This window comes from Niabella ginsenosidivorans (assembly GCF_001654455.1).
In the GTDB taxonomy this organism is placed as follows: Bacteria; Bacteroidota; Bacteroidia; order Chitinophagales; family Chitinophagaceae; genus Niabella; species Niabella ginsenosidivorans.
The window spans coordinates 4,842,470-4,858,825 of record NZ_CP015772.1 but is presented as its reverse complement, the minus strand read 5'-3'; the positions used below and the strand labels follow the sequence as shown (position 1 = coordinate 4,858,825).

General features: G+C 47.2%; 10 protein-coding genes. 9 read left to right on the top strand and 1 reads right to left on the bottom strand.

The features are described from left to right. The first annotated feature begins 1 nt into the window (after nt 1). The 4 genes from A8C56_RS20565 to A8C56_RS20550 all read left to right on the top strand — a co-directional run bounded on the left by A8C56_RS20565 (nt 2) and on the right by A8C56_RS20550 (nt 5,362). Nucleotides 2–502, top strand: a complete 501-nt coding sequence (locus A8C56_RS20565; RefSeq protein ID WP_067760273.1) for a DinB family protein — start codon at nt 2–4, stop codon at nt 500–502. Between the two features lie 77 nt (nt 503–579). After that, nucleotides 580–1,605: an MBL fold metallo-hydrolase gene (locus A8C56_RS20560; protein WP_245645621.1), complete on the top strand. Its 1,026-nt coding sequence runs from the start codon at nt 580–582 to the stop codon at nt 1,603–1,605. A 184-nt stretch (nt 1,606–1,789) separates the two neighbouring features. Beyond that, entirely contained in the window at nt 1,790–3,154 is a 1,365-nt protein-coding gene (locus A8C56_RS20555; RefSeq protein WP_218917211.1) for a hypothetical protein, read from the top strand. A 612-nt stretch (nt 3,155–3,766) separates the two neighbouring features. Then, entirely contained in the window at nt 3,767–5,362 is a 1,596-nt protein-coding gene (locus A8C56_RS20550; RefSeq protein ID WP_067760266.1) for a right-handed parallel beta-helix repeat-containing protein, read from the top strand. Between the two features lie 130 nt (nt 5,363–5,492). Here A8C56_RS20550 and A8C56_RS20545 read toward each other — a convergent pair whose 3' ends face one another. Next, nucleotides 5,493–5,726, bottom strand: coding sequence for a hypothetical protein (locus A8C56_RS20545; protein ID WP_067760264.1), 234 nt, complete (start codon nt 5,724–5,726; stop codon nt 5,493–5,495). A 289-nt stretch (nt 5,727–6,015) separates the two neighbouring features. On the opposite strand from A8C56_RS20545, the gene A8C56_RS20540 reads away from it, so the two are divergent. From A8C56_RS20540 to A8C56_RS20520, 5 genes are all read left to right on the top strand, one after another. Next, nucleotides 6,016–9,189 (top strand): SusC/RagA family TonB-linked outer membrane protein, encoded by a 3,174-nt coding sequence (locus A8C56_RS20540; protein ID WP_067760262.1) that lies wholly within the window; start codon nt 6,016–6,018, stop codon nt 9,187–9,189. Between the two features lie 30 nt (nt 9,190–9,219). Next, nucleotides 9,220–11,109 (top strand): RagB/SusD family nutrient uptake outer membrane protein, encoded by a 1,890-nt coding sequence (locus tag A8C56_RS20535; RefSeq protein WP_067760259.1) that lies wholly within the window; start codon nt 9,220–9,222, stop codon nt 11,107–11,109. 34 nt (nt 11,110–11,143) lie between these two features. Continuing rightward, nucleotides 11,144–13,156, top strand: a complete 2,013-nt coding sequence (locus tag A8C56_RS20530; RefSeq protein ID WP_218917210.1) for an NPCBM/NEW2 domain-containing protein — start codon at nt 11,144–11,146, stop codon at nt 13,154–13,156. Further along, the gene (locus A8C56_RS20525) at nt 13,153–14,004 is read left to right on the top strand and encodes an alpha/beta hydrolase (protein WP_067760255.1); all 852 of its coding nucleotides are present in this window, start codon (nt 13,153–13,155) and stop codon (nt 14,002–14,004) included. The genes A8C56_RS20530 and A8C56_RS20525 overlap by 4 nt, the downstream gene beginning before the upstream one ends. A 496-nt stretch (nt 14,005–14,500) precedes the next feature. After that, nucleotides 14,501–16,333, top strand: a complete 1,833-nt coding sequence (locus A8C56_RS20520) for a glycoside hydrolase family 88/105 protein (RefSeq protein ID WP_218917209.1) — start codon at nt 14,501–14,503, stop codon at nt 16,331–16,333. Nucleotides 16,334–16,356: the final 23 nt, after the last annotated feature.

Sequence of the window (16,356 nt, the reverse complement as noted above, 5' to 3'; positions counted from 1 at the left end):
TATGCAAAATAAGATCAAAAGCACCGCTATAGCAAACCGGCTGCGGGAAGTGTTGCTCAATGGACACTGGATTGCAAATACCAACTATAAGGAGCAGCTATTGAGCATTACCTGGGAACAGGCTATACAGAAGGTTGGAAATGTAAATACAATTGCCGCATTAACCTTTCATATAAATTATTACCTGGAGGGGCTTTTAAAGGTACTGAACGGGGGAAAACTGGAAATAAGCGACAGGTATAGTTTTGATCTGCCTCCGGTTCTGGGAGCTGCAGACTGGAACAAACTGGTTGATTCATTTCTGAAAAATGCAGAAAAATTTGCAGACCGGGTAGGGCAGATGACCGATGATGAATTAGAGGCCCCGTTTGCAGATGAAAAATATGGTAATTATTTGCGGAATATCGAAGGGGTTATTGAACATAGCTATTATCATTTGGGACAGATCTCCCTGATCAGAAAACTGGTTTTAGAAAACAACAATGAAGGTTCAGTTGTTTAATAGCAGTGGCTGGAGTATTCCTGCAGAAAAGTTTATGATCTGAAAGACAGCCGGTAAAAATGAGTATCAGCAAAAAAATGGGCCAACAGCCAGACGCCGCCAGGAAAGCCCGGTTTCAAGCCCTTTCCAATTATAAGAATGACCAGTTTCAAAACCTGGTTCCTACACCTGCTTTGGCGGAGGGGGAAAGCATGACAAAAGTGCTTTGCGATTTTTTTAGCAAGCAGCCGGATGCAGTGCCCAAACAGGAGCTGCCCTCTGTAAAAACAGATTTGAAAAACCTGTCATCCACAGAAAACGTGCTGGTATGGTTTGGACATAGCTCTTATTTTTTACAGGTGGATGGCAAACGCTTCCTGGTAGATCCTGTTTTCAGCGGCAATGCTTCTCCCGTGCCCGGATCGGTAAAAGCCTTTCCGGGAACCAATAATTATCAGGCAAATGATATATCCAACATTGATGTGCTGTTTATTTCACATGATCACTGGGATCATCTGGATTACCTCACCATCCGGCAATTAAAACAAAAAGCACAGAAGGTGATCTGTGGGCTGGGTGTGGCGCAGCATTTTGAATACTGGGGCTGGGATAAAAAGAAGCTGGCGGAGAAGAACTGGTATGAATGCGTGGATCTTGGAGATGGGTTCAGGGTTACGTTGACGCCGGCAAGGCATTTTTCAGGCAGATTATTTACCCGGAACTGTTCGCTCTGGACATCTTTTGTTTTAGAAACACCCGCCAAAAAATTATTTCTGGGCGGTGATAGTGGTTATGGGCCTCATTTTAAAGAGATCGGCGCCCGTTTCGGACCGTTTGATCTTGCTATTCTTGAATGCGGGCAGTATAACAAAAAATGGCCCTATATACATTCGCTGCCGGAAGAGGTCATCCCGGAGGTACAGGAACTAAATGCCCGGAATTTTATGCCGGTGCATCATTCTAAATTCAAGCTGGCGCAGCATCCCTGGTATGAGCCTTTAGAAAAAGTAACCCGGTTTGCAGCAGCAGCAGGGATACCTGTTACCACGCCCATGATCGGGGAAAAGGCAGACCTCAATAACTTAAATAAGGCCTGGGAAAAATGGTGGGAGGCATTGATATAGGCCACAGAACCACTAATAATAGGTCTTTCTTGTCCTATTACGTCCACAGCTAATTTATATCAAAAGCAGTGCAGCATCGTTGCTTAACCGAATATGCTATATTTGCCCTTGAGATATTTTTTACTGCAAAAGCTCATTTTTTACGCAAATTGGGGTAAGAAACTAACGAAGTTTACACAAGATCATGGATGAAAAGAAGGACAGGCGCTATATAAAAGAAATTATAAAAGAATACAATGCCCGGTTTGCCACATGGGGCCCGTCCGATACCTGGGATCTGGATCAGTTCAAGACCCTGGAAAACCTGATCTTTGACGCCACCGATATTGATGTAAATGCCAATACACTGAAACGTTTTTTTCAGCAGCGTACCGGTAACCCGCAGCTGGCCACCAGAGATGCTTTGTGCCGTTTCCTGGGCTATACCGGCTATACGGATTTTGTACTGAAACAGACCCAAACCCCGCGGGAAACCCAGGCGCCGGCCGCCGGAAACATACAGGAAGAGTGCATAAGTGAAGCGGTTGCTGAAAAGGAGCAGAAACCGCCGGTTAAATCAAAAGAAATACCGGTACCTGTAAAAAAGAGCAGCCGGATCTATCTTTATGTACCGCTTACCTTACTGCTGGTTATGGGAGGGTATCTTTTGTATACCTTAAAACTTAAGGATTGGTATACGGAATATCTGATCTCTAAAATAAAATTTTCAGCGGTAAACATAAAAGGAGCCTATCCTTTAACGGCTACTTTCTCCTACAAAATCCCCCCCCGGTTGCTGGATAATATTCAATTGGTATATGAAGAGGCCAATGGCGATACTTCGGTAAAAAAGCTGACCCGGGATTCTGGACGGGTAAATGCAACGTATATAGCTGAGGGGGATGCATTCTGCCACCTGCAATATAAAGGCCAGACCCTAAAGACGATCAATGTAGAAAGCCGTAAACCCGGCTGGTCTGTATTTACCCGCAATGAGCGGAAAAATATTTTTAAACCATTGCCCATACGCCAGGCCTATACAAAAGAGGGATACGTAAGCCTGCCGCTGGACAGTGTGCCGCCGGATGCCCGGCCGGGCCATTTGTTTGTAAGTTATGTATACTATAAAGATAAGCTGGTAGATGGCGATAATTTTATACTGGAAGCCCGGGTACGTAATTCAGCAAAAGAAAACGCCATTCCACAGGCAGACGAAATAATGTACATTCTTTCCGATACGGGCATGCATGGCTTTGCTATGAATGAAAACGGGTATGCCTATATCAAATTCATAAGCGGCGAAAAAACCATTAAAGGGGACGATTATAATTTAAGCCGCTTTAGATTTAATCCTTCTGAGTGGCATGTGATGAGCATAAAAGTGGCCAACAAAAAATCAGCTTTTTATGTAGACGGAGAAAAAATCCTGGATATGGAATATAACAAATCCATAGGTACCGCCAATGAGCTGATTTTACGTTTTAAAGGATGCGGCGCCGTAGATTATGTAAGGTTGCGCAGGCTGGATGGCAGCCTGGTATACGAAGAAAATTTCGACTCCCCGCTTTAAAGAACCTACGGTCTTTTTGGCGGTTAATATCATGGTTGTGTTCTCTACAAAAATCTGACGCCATGGTTTGTGTTCCCACCATAGCCGTAAATTTAAGAGCGGGAGCACGATCTTTGTGTATCGCTGTCAGGACTAAAGAAATGCATCGTGCCTATGGCACTCAACGTTTCACAGGAATGTATCCCGGAGTTGCTCTGTGAAATCAGGCCGATGGCCTTCGGGAATTGAAAAGCTCTCCAGGGGCATTACCTGGGAATGGCTATAATAATGCGTGTAGAGGCATAGCCTCGGTCGAATGTGCTGGGGGCGACTCCAAAGGTTCCCTGACTGTCATATTGAGGCACTCATAAAAGCGGAGAGCTGTAGGCTCGGACCCATAGGTTGACGGCAATAGTGTTCCCACAAATCACTTATGACATGTTCCCTTATCCCCCTGTTCACAGGCATAACCAATACTGCAATTCACTGACTAATAGTTGCTTGTAAAATTTGCTTCTGTTTTGTATCTCCTTTGTCCTTATTTTTTCCCTGTTTTCATTTGCCCCCCGTGCTCTGGGCCAATAGATTTGCTCAACAAGATTGTTTTTGTTCATTTTAAATTTTAAAGGTCGTATGAAAAGACAAAAAAAGGGCAGTCTGATAAACACCGCCTGCCTGCTGGCAACAGTCTGCCTGTTTTTGGGGGTGATTACCTCCTGTACCCGGTACCTGCCGGAAGTGCCCGGGGTGCCTGGCGATACGCTGACGGTAAGAAAATACTATGTGGATAGTACCGGAAATGATTCCAGTGATGGGCTATCACCCGCTACCGCATGGCGCACGCTCAATAAAGTAAACTCCGTAACCTTTAGCCCCGGCGATAATATCCTGTTTAAAAGAGGCTGCAGCTGGACGGGCACTTTATCCATCAAAAATGCCGGAACGGCTACAGCGCGGATTGTATTTGGCGCTTACGGAACAGGAGCCAAACCCCGCATTACCGGCAATAACAGCACCCTGGCAGCTGTAATGATCCAGAATCCCAAATACCTTACGTTTGAGAATTTTGAGATCAGCCATCCCCGTGCGGTGCGCCCGCCGGATATTTCTTTATGTGGTATATACGTGGCCTTGTCAGAAAATGGTGCTTATCCGGGCGTGGTGATCAGGAACAATGATATACATGATGTAGAGGGAATGCCCATTTTTAACCGGCATATGCAGGCCGGCATCTTTGTACGGTCCAATGTGGCGCAAGGCTACCTGGATAGCCTGCTGATAGAAGGCAATAACCTGGAACGTTGTTCGTCCCGTGGCATTCTTATGGGCGATGGCAGCAATAAGGACACCGGATATTATAATAATCATGTGGTCATCCGCAATAACACTATAAACCAAACGGCGTTAGAAGGGATCATTGTATATACCGCCAAAAATGTACTGGTTGAGCATAATAAGGTCTTTAATGCCGGCGCCTATACGCTGGGGGTAGATATGAATATTGTATTGGCCGGCTTATGGGGCAGGGGCAAGAACATGACCATCCAGTATAACGAAGTGGCTTATACCCGGTTGACCAACCCGGTGCCCTATGAGTCGATGGATTCCGAGGCATTTGACATTGATCTGAGCACACCGGGGTATACCATCATCCAGTACAACTATTCGCACGATAACCAGGGCGGGTTCTTTTTGCACATGGGCGATCCGGGCCCGGATTTTACCTATGGCATTGTACGGTATAACATCAGCCAGAATGATGGCAACGGGTTTGAGCACCGCGTTTTTGAACTGCATGGTCACCCCAATGGCAAGGTAGTGCCTATATCTGTTTATAACAATACCTTTTATAACGATACAAAGATTGGCGTACTGGACAGGGCCGGCGGGGCCGGTGTGCACCCCGGTATTGCCTTCCATAATAATATTTTTTATGCGCCACAGTTCCGGTTTGATGATCCGGAAAATATCGGGTATGATCATAACCTGTATTACACGGGCATGAAAGCGGCCGGCGATGTAAATGCAGTAACAGCAGATCCTTTATTACAGGCTGCGGGTACAGGCGCTGATGGCATGACTACACTCTTAGGCTATCAACTAAAAGCCGGTTCTCCTGCTATTGCAGCCGGGGTTTTAGTTATGGACAATGGCGGCCGGGACTTTTTTGGGAACCCGGTTTCCGCAACCCTGCCGCCGGCAATGGGTGCGCACCAAAGGGGAAATTAGCAATATGCTCCGGTCATAAAGCCAACCCTTTTATGACCGGATTTTCTGTTTAAAATACATAATTGGCAAAAATTGGTATTTATTGCCGGATATATGGATTTCATTGCAACGGTTTACCGGTGGCCTGGCGTTAACCCGGCTCATATATTCCAATACTTTTTCCTTTTAGGCAGCTACCCACATAGGTTACTTCCCGTACATTAATGAAATGAGCAACTTCTGCCAGTTTTGCCAAATGGTGGTACACTTTCAGCGGCGCAACTGGTGCAAAAGCAGCATCACAGCAAAAGGTGCCCCCCACTACCTGCTCCCGGTGCAGCAGCCAATCAGTGCACGACAGGTAACTGAAAAACCGCTGAAACACTAAATACGGGTTACTATATTCTTTTTTAGACAGGTGGCTTGGAAGTCCGCCACATCGGACAGGCAATATCGCTGATAGCTATTCTTAAGACCCGGGCGTGATAGTAATTTTCCACATAATGCCTCTGATAAAACATAACGTTTTGATTAATAGTGTTCTATATGTTTTGTTTTTATTTTGTATTCCCTTTGTTGCTGTTTTTTTCCTGTTTTATTTGAGGCTGCTACCTGGGTGCTGATACATTTGCGCCCGGAATCTTTTTCAAATCCATTTAAAAATTGTAAGTCATATGAAAGTGCAAAAGTTCTTTAGCATTGTATTGCTCATGCTGGCCCTTTTGGGAACACAGCAGTCATGGGCACAGGATACGGTGGTAAAAGGCGTGGTTGTTTCGGAGCAGCAGGAACCATTGATAGGCGTTACCGTAACCGAAAGCGGAGCCACAAACGGGGTAACCACAAATGCTAACGGGCAATTTTCCATTATTCTCAAAAAAATACCGGCCGATCTTGTTTTTAGCAGCTCGGGGTTTACCACAAAAACAATAACGGTAAACAGCCAGGAAAAGGAACTGGAAGTGGTGTTAACAGCCGATTCGAAACAGCTGGATGATGTAGTGGTGATCGGTTATGGTACACAAAAAAAAGCAAACCTTACAGGTGCCGTTTCCTCTATAAAGGCAAAGGATATTTCCAAAATGGCGGTTACCGGTATTGCCAACCTCATCCAGGGCCGTGCAGCGGGTGTTCAGGTAACCAATGCAAGCGGCGACCCGCGCTCTACCGGCACGGTTGTAATACGGGGAGTAGGAAATATAAGGGGAATGGCCCCCTTATATGTGATAGACGGGGTGCCGGCCGTAGGCAATACCGGGTTCAATATGAACATGAGGGATATCGAAGACATTCAGGTACTGCGGGATGCTTCTTCCTCTGCCATTTATGGCTCCAGGGCTGCCGGCGGGGTAATCCTGATCACCACCAAAAGAGGCGCCCGTAAGGAAAAAATGAGCGTTGATTTTTCGTTGACGCAGGGGTACAGCACTGCTACTTTTCTGCCAAAACTGCTGGGAACGCCGGATTATAAACGGGCCTGGGCGGCCATTATTCCATCCGCCACGGGCTGGGACGAATCTGTAAATACAGACTGGGTGGACTACCTGTACCGTACCGGCAAGGAACAAAATTATAATGCTTCCGTTAGCGGGGGCAGTGAAAAACAGAACTATTATATTTCTGCCGGCTACCGGCGGGTGGATGGTGTGGTTACCAATACCTGGTCGGAGCGGTACAGCTTCCGCATTAATAGCGATTATAACCTGGGTAAAAAAATAAAAATAGGCGAAAGCCTGAACCTGTATTATTACCAGGATAATCCCCCGGTAATTACCGGCAGCCAGGCCAATGCCTATGCACTGCCCTTCCGTTCCACCCCAATGATGCGGCCGCAAAACGATGATGGCTCCTGGGGCGGGCTGCCGTCATCCGGCAACTATAACGGGGGCAACTGGGCCGCCTATATCAACACGACCAACAGGCGCTATAATTCGCTGGAAGCAGAAGGCAATCTGTATATCGATTATGAACCACTTAAAGGGCTGCACATCCGCTCTACAGGCGGGGGCAACTGGAGCACCAGCATGGCCCGGCAGTTTGAGCCCAAATGGTATGTATCCGGGCAATCCAACCAGCCGCAGGACAACCTCAGGAAGCAAAGCAGCCTGTCCATGGCCTATGTGGGCAACCTTGTGGCATCTTACGACCGGAAACTGGGAGCGCATGAGTTTAAAGTGCTGGCAGGAACAGAAGCCCGCATGTCTTCCTCTGATAATCTTTCCGGTTCCATCTATGCTGTGAACTCTGCCTACTCGGTTCCGGTCATTTCCGATGCTTTCCCGGTGGGTTTTGCAGAGTCATCTGCCTTAAGCAATGTGCCGGGCAATACCAGCGGCCGCTCTACAGATATGGATTATGGCATTTCCCGTATGCAGAGCTATTTTGGCCGCATTAACTATGCCTATAATAATAAATACCTGTTTGAGGCCAACCTGCGCCAGGACATCAGCGACCGGTTTGCACCCCTGTACCGCAAAGGCACTTTTCCTTCTGCGGCCCTGGGCTGGCGGCTGATTGAAGAAAAATTTATTAAAGACAAGATCCGTCCTTTGTCTGATCTGAAGCTGCGGCTTTCTTACGGAAGTCTGGGAAATGACGGGGTGGGCAGTTATGTATATATTCCCTCCCTGGCCAATTATGAAAAAACACAGTTCAATGAATTACCCGGCACCGGTCCGGTAAACGGCTGGGGTATTGGTAAAGTGGCCAATGAGAGCATCCGCTGGGAAACGGTGGTGACCTCAAACGCAGGACTGGACATCGGCCTCTTTAATAACCGGCTGAACGTAACGGTAGATTATTATGTAAAGGATACAAGAGATATGCTGTACCAGCGCAAGCTGCCGCTCAGTTCGGGCATGGGCTTTGGGCATTCTTCTTCAGATACATACGCCGTGGATATGAACCTGGGAAAAATGAGGAACAAGGGGCTGGAGTTTACCCTGAATTACCGGGACAATTTTGGAAAGCTGGGTGTGGATATTGGCTTGAACGCCGCGTTTAATCATAATAAAATCTTATCCTTTGGAGGAGAGCAATTGCCGATAGATGCCGGATCCGCAGGTGAGTACTGGTCAGGAACAGTAACCCGTACAGAATTGAATGCACCTATTTCACAGTTCTACGGGTTTAAAACAAAAGGGCTGATCCCCGATCAGAAAACGATTGATGAGCTGAATGCAAAAGCGCAGGCAGCGGGGAATGCATACTGGTATGCAGCAGGATCTGGCCCCGGCGATATCTGGTATGTAGACCTGAACGGGGATAACGTCATCAACGACCAGGATCGTACCGTCATCGGCAACCCGCTTCCCAAAATGACCTATGGCTTTAATATCGGTTTATCCTATAAAGGATTTGACCTGGTATCCTTCTTTAACGGGGTGTATGGAAACGATATCTATAATGGTATGGATGGTTATTACCAGAGCGTTTATAACGATTTTAATACCACAGCCCAGGTATTTAACAGCTCCTTTATGTATGGGAACGGGCTTACCGGCCAGCCCCGCTGGGGATACCTGGATGGTAACTCTTTCCAGTATGACCCCAATGGCAACTATAAAAGAATCTCTGATTTTCATATACAAAAAGGTTCCTTTTTGCGCCTGCAGAATTTGCAGGTGGGCTACAACCTGCCGCAAAAACTGTTAAATCGTATAAAAATGACGCACATAAGGGTCTACTACAGCGGGCAGAATTTATTTGTGATCACCAAAGTAAAGAATGTGGATCCGGAGGTAGGCTTTGCCGGTGCCAATGCAAGCGCCCTGGCACAGGGCATTATTTCGGCTGAGGTGTATCCTAAAACAAGGCTGCATTCATTCGGAATTGAATTCGGGTTCTGATCCATTCTTAAAAACAAAATTTTACTATAAATGAAACATACTTTTATCATCATTGCCTGTATCCTCAGCCTGTTGTTTTTTGGTTGTAAGAAAGGTTTTGTAGATGCGTCCAAACCCTATAATGTGCTTAGTCCGGATATTTTCCCGGAAAGCATGGCCCAGGTGAATTATTTTCTAAACTCCCCCTATGCCAATACCCATTGCGTGGAGCTCTTTGGTTTTTCCGGATTGGGCCGCTTTTTTTATAACATAGATCATACCGGTGATGTAGCCTGGCTGGGCACCAGCGAGTGGAATGAATTGCAGGTTTTGCAGGTCAATGCAGCTAACAGCTATTCCGGTGCTCCCTGGCGAGGCCTGTACAGGGGCGTTCAGCAGGCGCGCACGTTTATTGACCTCATCGTTCCCAATTTTAAAGAAAAAAAGGGCGGAACGCTATCGCCTGCTGATACACTTGCCTTACGGTATAAACTGGGAGAAGCCCACTACCTGCGTGCCTGGCATTATTTCTTTTTAATGAACCTGTACGCGCAGGAAGTGGTGGTAAAGAATAATGGGGATAATACCAACCCGGGGGTGATCTTATTTACTTCCGATATTAAAATAGGGGACCGGGAAGATGAAATGCGCCCCCGCAGCACGGTAAAAGAGTGCTGGGATTATATTATCTACGATCTGAAAAGCGCTATGGAACAACTAACAGATCCCGCAGATGGCACCAAAAAAATCTGGACGGGTGCCGATAAAGGCCGTATTGATTATTATGCTGCCGAGGCGTTGCTGGGCCGGGCTTTAATGTATGAAGAGCGCTGGACCGAAGCGCGGGATGCTTTTCTGGATATTGTTCAGCATTCAGGGAAAACCCTGATGAGCTTTCAGGATTATTATAATATGTGGAATGGCAATCCCCAGTATGCCAATACAGAGAATAATAACACGGAAGCCCTGCACCAGATTGCTATTGTTCGTTCCGGAGATAACGCGATGGCCGGTGCTTCAACGGCATCTGCGGTAAGCCTGCTGTATACACCCTTCTATGATAACGGTGCCCCGGGCGGCGCTACGCCCGGCTATGGCAATATGTTTATGCACGACCGGAACCTTGGCCGTTTTGGTTTTCCGCAGGAATACTATCCGGTTCTGCAAAACCTGGGCACACCCGGCCGTACGGTAAGTGCTGCCTATGTAGATTCCTGCCGGCATATGAAGCAGCTAAAGCGGTACAGTGTGGACCCCGATCCGCGTTTGTGGGTGTCTGCCTATCAGCCCTGGGTAGATTCTGTAATGAACAATACCGCCAAAGTAGCCATCCTTCCTTATGGAGCCGGCACGGAAACAGAGTACCAGCTGAATGAGCACCTGGGCAGCGATATCATCAAACACGGATGGAGTTTGCGGAAGTTTAACCTGTATGATGTGCAGGCCAGCCAGAACCCCCGTATGCATGGCGCCGATTTTTATTTTACCCGCCTTCCGGAAGTTTACCTGAACCTGGCAGAATGTTACTGGAAGATCAGCGGCAGCAACACGGATGCAAATGCATTAAGCTACATCAACAAGGTGCATCGCCGCGCCTGGAACCTACCTGAAGCGGCCGGTCAGCCAGGGGTGGATTATACGGCAATTACAGCCACCTCAAAGATCACGAAAGCCAGTTTGAATCCGGATAAGGCGGATCCTTCATTTAAAGATCAACTGGCATTAAATGCGCTTTATTATGAAACCTGGGCGGAAACCTTTGGTGAGGCAAAATGGTGGTTCAATGTAAGAAGATGGGCGCTTGGGCCCAACGAGGCAAAAGTGTATGAGAAAACGCGCGCGGGCTCTTTAACCTGGAATTCGGATAACCAGTATGCCTTGCCGATTGTGCAAACAGAGCTGGACAGGAATGCCAACTGCGTACAGAATAAGGGGTATTAGTGAAGCAGCCTCTGCAAAAATAAACTGATTCAGAATGATGATTCTTTCAAACAGGAAACAACACATGCATCTCTTGTTGTTGGGTCTGTTGTTAACAATCCTATGTACCGGTTATAAACCGCCTACCCGTATTGTATGGCTGAATGAACTGGATCTGACCAATGTAGACCAGTCCGCAGGAAAAGCGCTGGCCAACCAGTCTATGTGGAGGACGCCACTTTCCATTTCAGGAGAGGTATTCAAACGGGGCGTAGGCACACATGCAGCAGGCGTCTTCCGGGTAAAACTGGATGGAAGAACCGTTGCCTTCAAAGCCGCCGTGGGCATTGATGATTCGGCTCCGGAACACGAACTGAAACAGGCAAGCGCGGAGTTTATCATTATCGGCGATGGTAAAATAATCTGGCGCAGCGGGGTAATGCATGGCCGGCAAAAAGCAAAAAAGCTGGCCATTAGCACCAAAGGGATTCATTCTCTTATTTTATGGGTAGATCATGCCGGTGATGGAATTGCCGGGGACCGGGCCGATTGGGTAAACGCCCGCTTTGAAGTGGAAGGGGCAAATCCGGTTTCCGTAAAACGGAAACGCGAAAAAGAATATGTATTAAGTCCGGTTCCTCAAAAGCAACCCCATATAAATGCTCCCTATATTTTGGGCGCGCGTGCAGGGAACCCGTTTTTATTTACAATACCGGTATCCGGTGAACGCCCGGTGCATATTATTGCAAGGGATTTACCGGACGGGCTGTCGGTTGATGAGCGCACCGGCATCATTACCGGGAAGGCAGCGCAAAACGGAACCTATAAGGTTACCGTTACTGCAAAAAATGGATATGGAACTGATACAAAGGAGCTCACGATTGAGATCGGCAAAAAAATAAACCGGACGCCACCAATGGGCTGGAACAGCTGGAATGTGTTTGGCGCGGATATATCGGATCAGAAAATAAGAGATATGACGGATGCCCTGGTGGCGCTTGGTTTAAACCAATATGGCTATGCTTATATCAACATTGATGACGGGTGGCAGGGACAGCGCGGCGGTAAGTTCAATGCAATTATGCCCAATAAAAAATTTCCGGATATGAAGGCGCTGGTGGATTATGTGCATAGCAAAGGGCTTAAAATAGGTATCTACTCTTCTCCCTGGGTACAAACCTATGCAGGCTATACAGGCAGCAGTGCTGATACGCCGGAAGGAAAGATCATAAATGCGTCGCGAAGGTATGGCGCGGTATCCTTTGCCAAACAGGATGTGCAGCAATGGGCAGCGTGGGGTTTTGATTATGTAAAATACGATTGGGTAACCAATGATATTGCCCATACGGCAGAGCTCAGTTACCTGTTCCGGCAATCCGGCAGAGATATCACGCTCAGCATTTCCAATGCAGCACCTTTTGAGCTGGCAGAAGACTGGAGCCGTTTAGCAAATGCCTGGCGCACCACGGGCGATATTCATGACTCCTGGTGCAGTATGACCACCATTGGGTTTTTGCAAAACAAATGGCAGCCCTTTGCAAAACCCGGCAGCTGGAATGACCCGGATATGCTGGTTCTTGGAAAACTGGGCTGGGGAAAGGATATTCATACCACCAACCTGACACCCGATGAACAGTACACGCACATTACACTCTGGAGCCTTCTGGCTGCGCCTTTGCTGATCGGATGCGACCTGAAGCAGATGGATGCATTTACGCTGAGCCTGCTGACCAACAGGGAGGTGATTGCTGTTGACCAGGATGCAGCGGGTATACAGGGGCAGCGTGTAGCGGCAGACAGGGAAAAGGAAACGGAAATTTGGAGCCGCCCGCTTGGCGATGGATCAATAGCAGTAGGGCTATTTAACCTGTCAGACAATCTGCAGGAACTATCCATTGATTGGAAACAGCTGCATCTGAACGGGAAACAGCGGGTGCGCAATATATGGCAGCAAAAAGACCTGGGCGTGTACAGTAAAAACTATACATCAGAAGTACCCGCACATGGTGTTGTTTTTTTAAAAATCAGACCGGGCTTTAATTGCAATAACAACAGGAGAACAGAATGAAAAAAAATACCTGTTTAAAAATAGCAGTGCTTCTTTTCCTGGTAATGGCAGGTTCCCTGCCCGTTAAGGCGCAGCAATACAGGGAGCTGCTGCTTTGGCCGGAGTTGCAGGGGGTGAAAACTGCTGATACGGCTCTTTTAAAAGTATATCTTCCGGCAAAAAGCAATGGCATGGCCGTAATTGCCTGTCCTGGTGGCGGCTATTCCTTTCTGGCGCTTGAAAAAGAAGGAACCGGTTTCGCCTCTTATTTTAATGACCTGGGTATTGCGCTGATCGTACTGAAATACCGCCTTCCCAACGGACATCCGGATGTTCCGCTGAACGATGCAAAAAAGGCCATGCATGTGGTAAAGAAACATGCGGCGGAATGGCATATTGATCTGGATAAAATAGGCATCATGGGCGCTTCCGCCGGCGGGCACCTGGCGGCAACTTTGTGTACGCATGCGTCAGACGGGGAACGGCCTGCTTTCCAGGTACTGCTTTATCCGGTTATTTCAATGAAAAAAGAGCTTTGTCATGCCGGCTCCCGCAAATCGTTCCTGGGCAACAAACCAACCAACAGGGGGATCAATTATTTTTCCAATGAGTTACAGGTTACTTCACAAACGCCACGGGCCTTTATTGTGGTTAGTGACGATGATAAAACGGTATCGCCATTGAACAGTGTCCGTTATTATGAAGCGTTGCATCGGATGAAGATACCGGCGGAACTGCATGTATACCCGGAGGGTGGCCATGGATGGGGTTTAAATGATCATTTTTTATATAAGAAAGACTGGACAAAAGCATTAACAGAATGGCTCCGGCTTTTGCCGGGAAACCGGGAACAGGAGAACGGCAGGTAAGGGTAGCATACTTTGTGTGGTTGTCACCCCTGACAAAGGGCATGGTTCGTAGTTCGGCAAGCTGTTAATAACAAGTGTTGTATTATTTTGAAGATCAACAATATATAGTTCCGTCATTTCGTAGCGAAGCGGAGCGGAGAACAATTTCCCCGCAGGTAGATCTCTATAACAGATGAGATCCCCTCTGCGCACCCGCTTAAAGCGGGTTTGGTTCGGATGACGATTGGATAAATTGTCATTTTAATGAGCATAAATGCAACGCCTTATGGTTGCCTCACTATGACAGACTCAGCATAACAGCCGTTTTTATCATGTCAAAGAATCTTACAGGACAGGCAGGCATAAATGTAACGCTTCATAGCCTGTCACTCGTGATCAGCGGTTTTGTCCGGACTTTGTTGGCTTTTTGTTCCTGTTTTTGAGGCGGTTTAGGCTGCAGCCCGGGAGCACTTGGAATAGGTTTGTACACCGCGGATGTTTTTAAAAGTAAATGAAAATGATGAATCCAGATACGAAGATGACTATTAAAAAATATCTATGTTTTATTGTGCTGTTGTTGCTGGCCCATACGGGCACAGCACAGGATCGGCCCGTTGATAAAATAAAAAGGATCGGCGATAAGCTGATACGGGAAACCCCTTTTGCTTACCGGCTTACCGTGCCTGCCCGGGACAGCTGCTTCAATACGCTGCACTTTATTGATTTCGGGCGCAGCTTTGGCACCGGAAAGGAAGCAGTTGCTTATGCCTTTACGCAGCTGACGTTTTCCAGGGATACGGTAATAACAGTGGAAGTAGAACATAATGACGCCTGTAAAATATGGTGCAACGGAGCGCTTGTTTATGAAAAAAAAGGTACCCGGCATATTGAGATTATAAGAGATGAACGGAGTATGAAAATGTCCGGTTCTTTTACCCTGCCGTTAAAAAAAGGCAATAATTCCTTATTAATAAAATCGCAGACCGCCGGAAAAGAGTGGTGCGTGTTTTTACAGCCGCCCAGTGAAAAGGACGCTGTGATCTCTACAGAAAGAAGTTATCCGGAGATCGGGTTGAAATATGTAAAAAATATAGACCGGGAAGTGGCTGCATTAACAGACTGGCTGGTAATAGGGCCTTTTGCACCGGGTATGGATATAGTTCATGAACCTGAAAAGACATTTAGTTTTGGGTATATGTATAAAGGATTGTATAAACCTGTTACCTGGACCATTCCAAAAACAGAAGTTTTGGGGGATATGATCGGCGCCAGGGCCTGGGGTACCACTTACCAGTGGAACTATCATAACGGTGGGGTTGCCTGGGCCATGCAGGTGCTGGGCGCGCTTACCGGAGAGCAGAAATATAAGCAATGGGGCACTCGTTTCTGCGATTACCAGATGGAAGGAATGCCGTTTGTGAACTACCAGGTCAATGAACTGAAAGCCTATAATTCCGCTAATGCAATGGTTATTAATTCATCGTTGCTGGACTTTACACTGGCGCCTTCTTTACCGATCATTTACCGGTTGCGCACGGAAAAACAGTTTAAAAATGACAGCATTTACAGGGCCTACATCAGTAAGATGATGCAGTATGCGCGGTTTGGACAAATAAGAAGCAAGGGGTTTACCAATTATACGCGCACAACACCCGAAGAGTACACGGTTTGGGTAGATGATATGTTTATGGGTATTCCCTTCCTGGTGCAGGCAGGGCTTTATTCCGATTCACCGGAAATAAAAAAAGCCTTTCTGGATGATGCTGCCAGTCAGCTGATCGATTTTACCAGACATGTATGGGACCCGGAGGCGCGGCTTTATATGCATGCCAGTTATTCATCAAGGCCACAGGTAAAATTACCCTACTGGTCACGGGCGAATGGCTGGGCCATCTGGGCCATGACCGAAGTATTAATGGCGCTGCCCCGGAACCATCCAAAATACAAGACCATTTTGCAGCAATACCGGGTTTTTGTAAACTCGCTGATCCGGTACCAGAGCGCTGATGGCTTCTGGCACAACGTTATTAACCGGCCGGATTCGCCGGAAGAAGTATCCGGAACGGCTATATTTACAATGGCGATGGCACGTGGGGTGCGCCTGGGCTGGCTGAACCCGAAACAATTTGAACCGGTCGTTAAAAAAGGCTGGCAGGCGGTTGCATCGGAGATTGAAGACGATGGAACAGTACACAAAATCTGTATCGGCACCATGTGCTCGGAAGACATTAATTATTATATGAACCGTCCTTTTTTTGATAATGATACGCATGGCTCTTTTGCGGTCATCTTTGCGGGTATAGAAGTACAACAGATGCTGGACCGGTCAGATAAAAAACTAAAACAGTGAACAGACCAATCAATTGGATAATA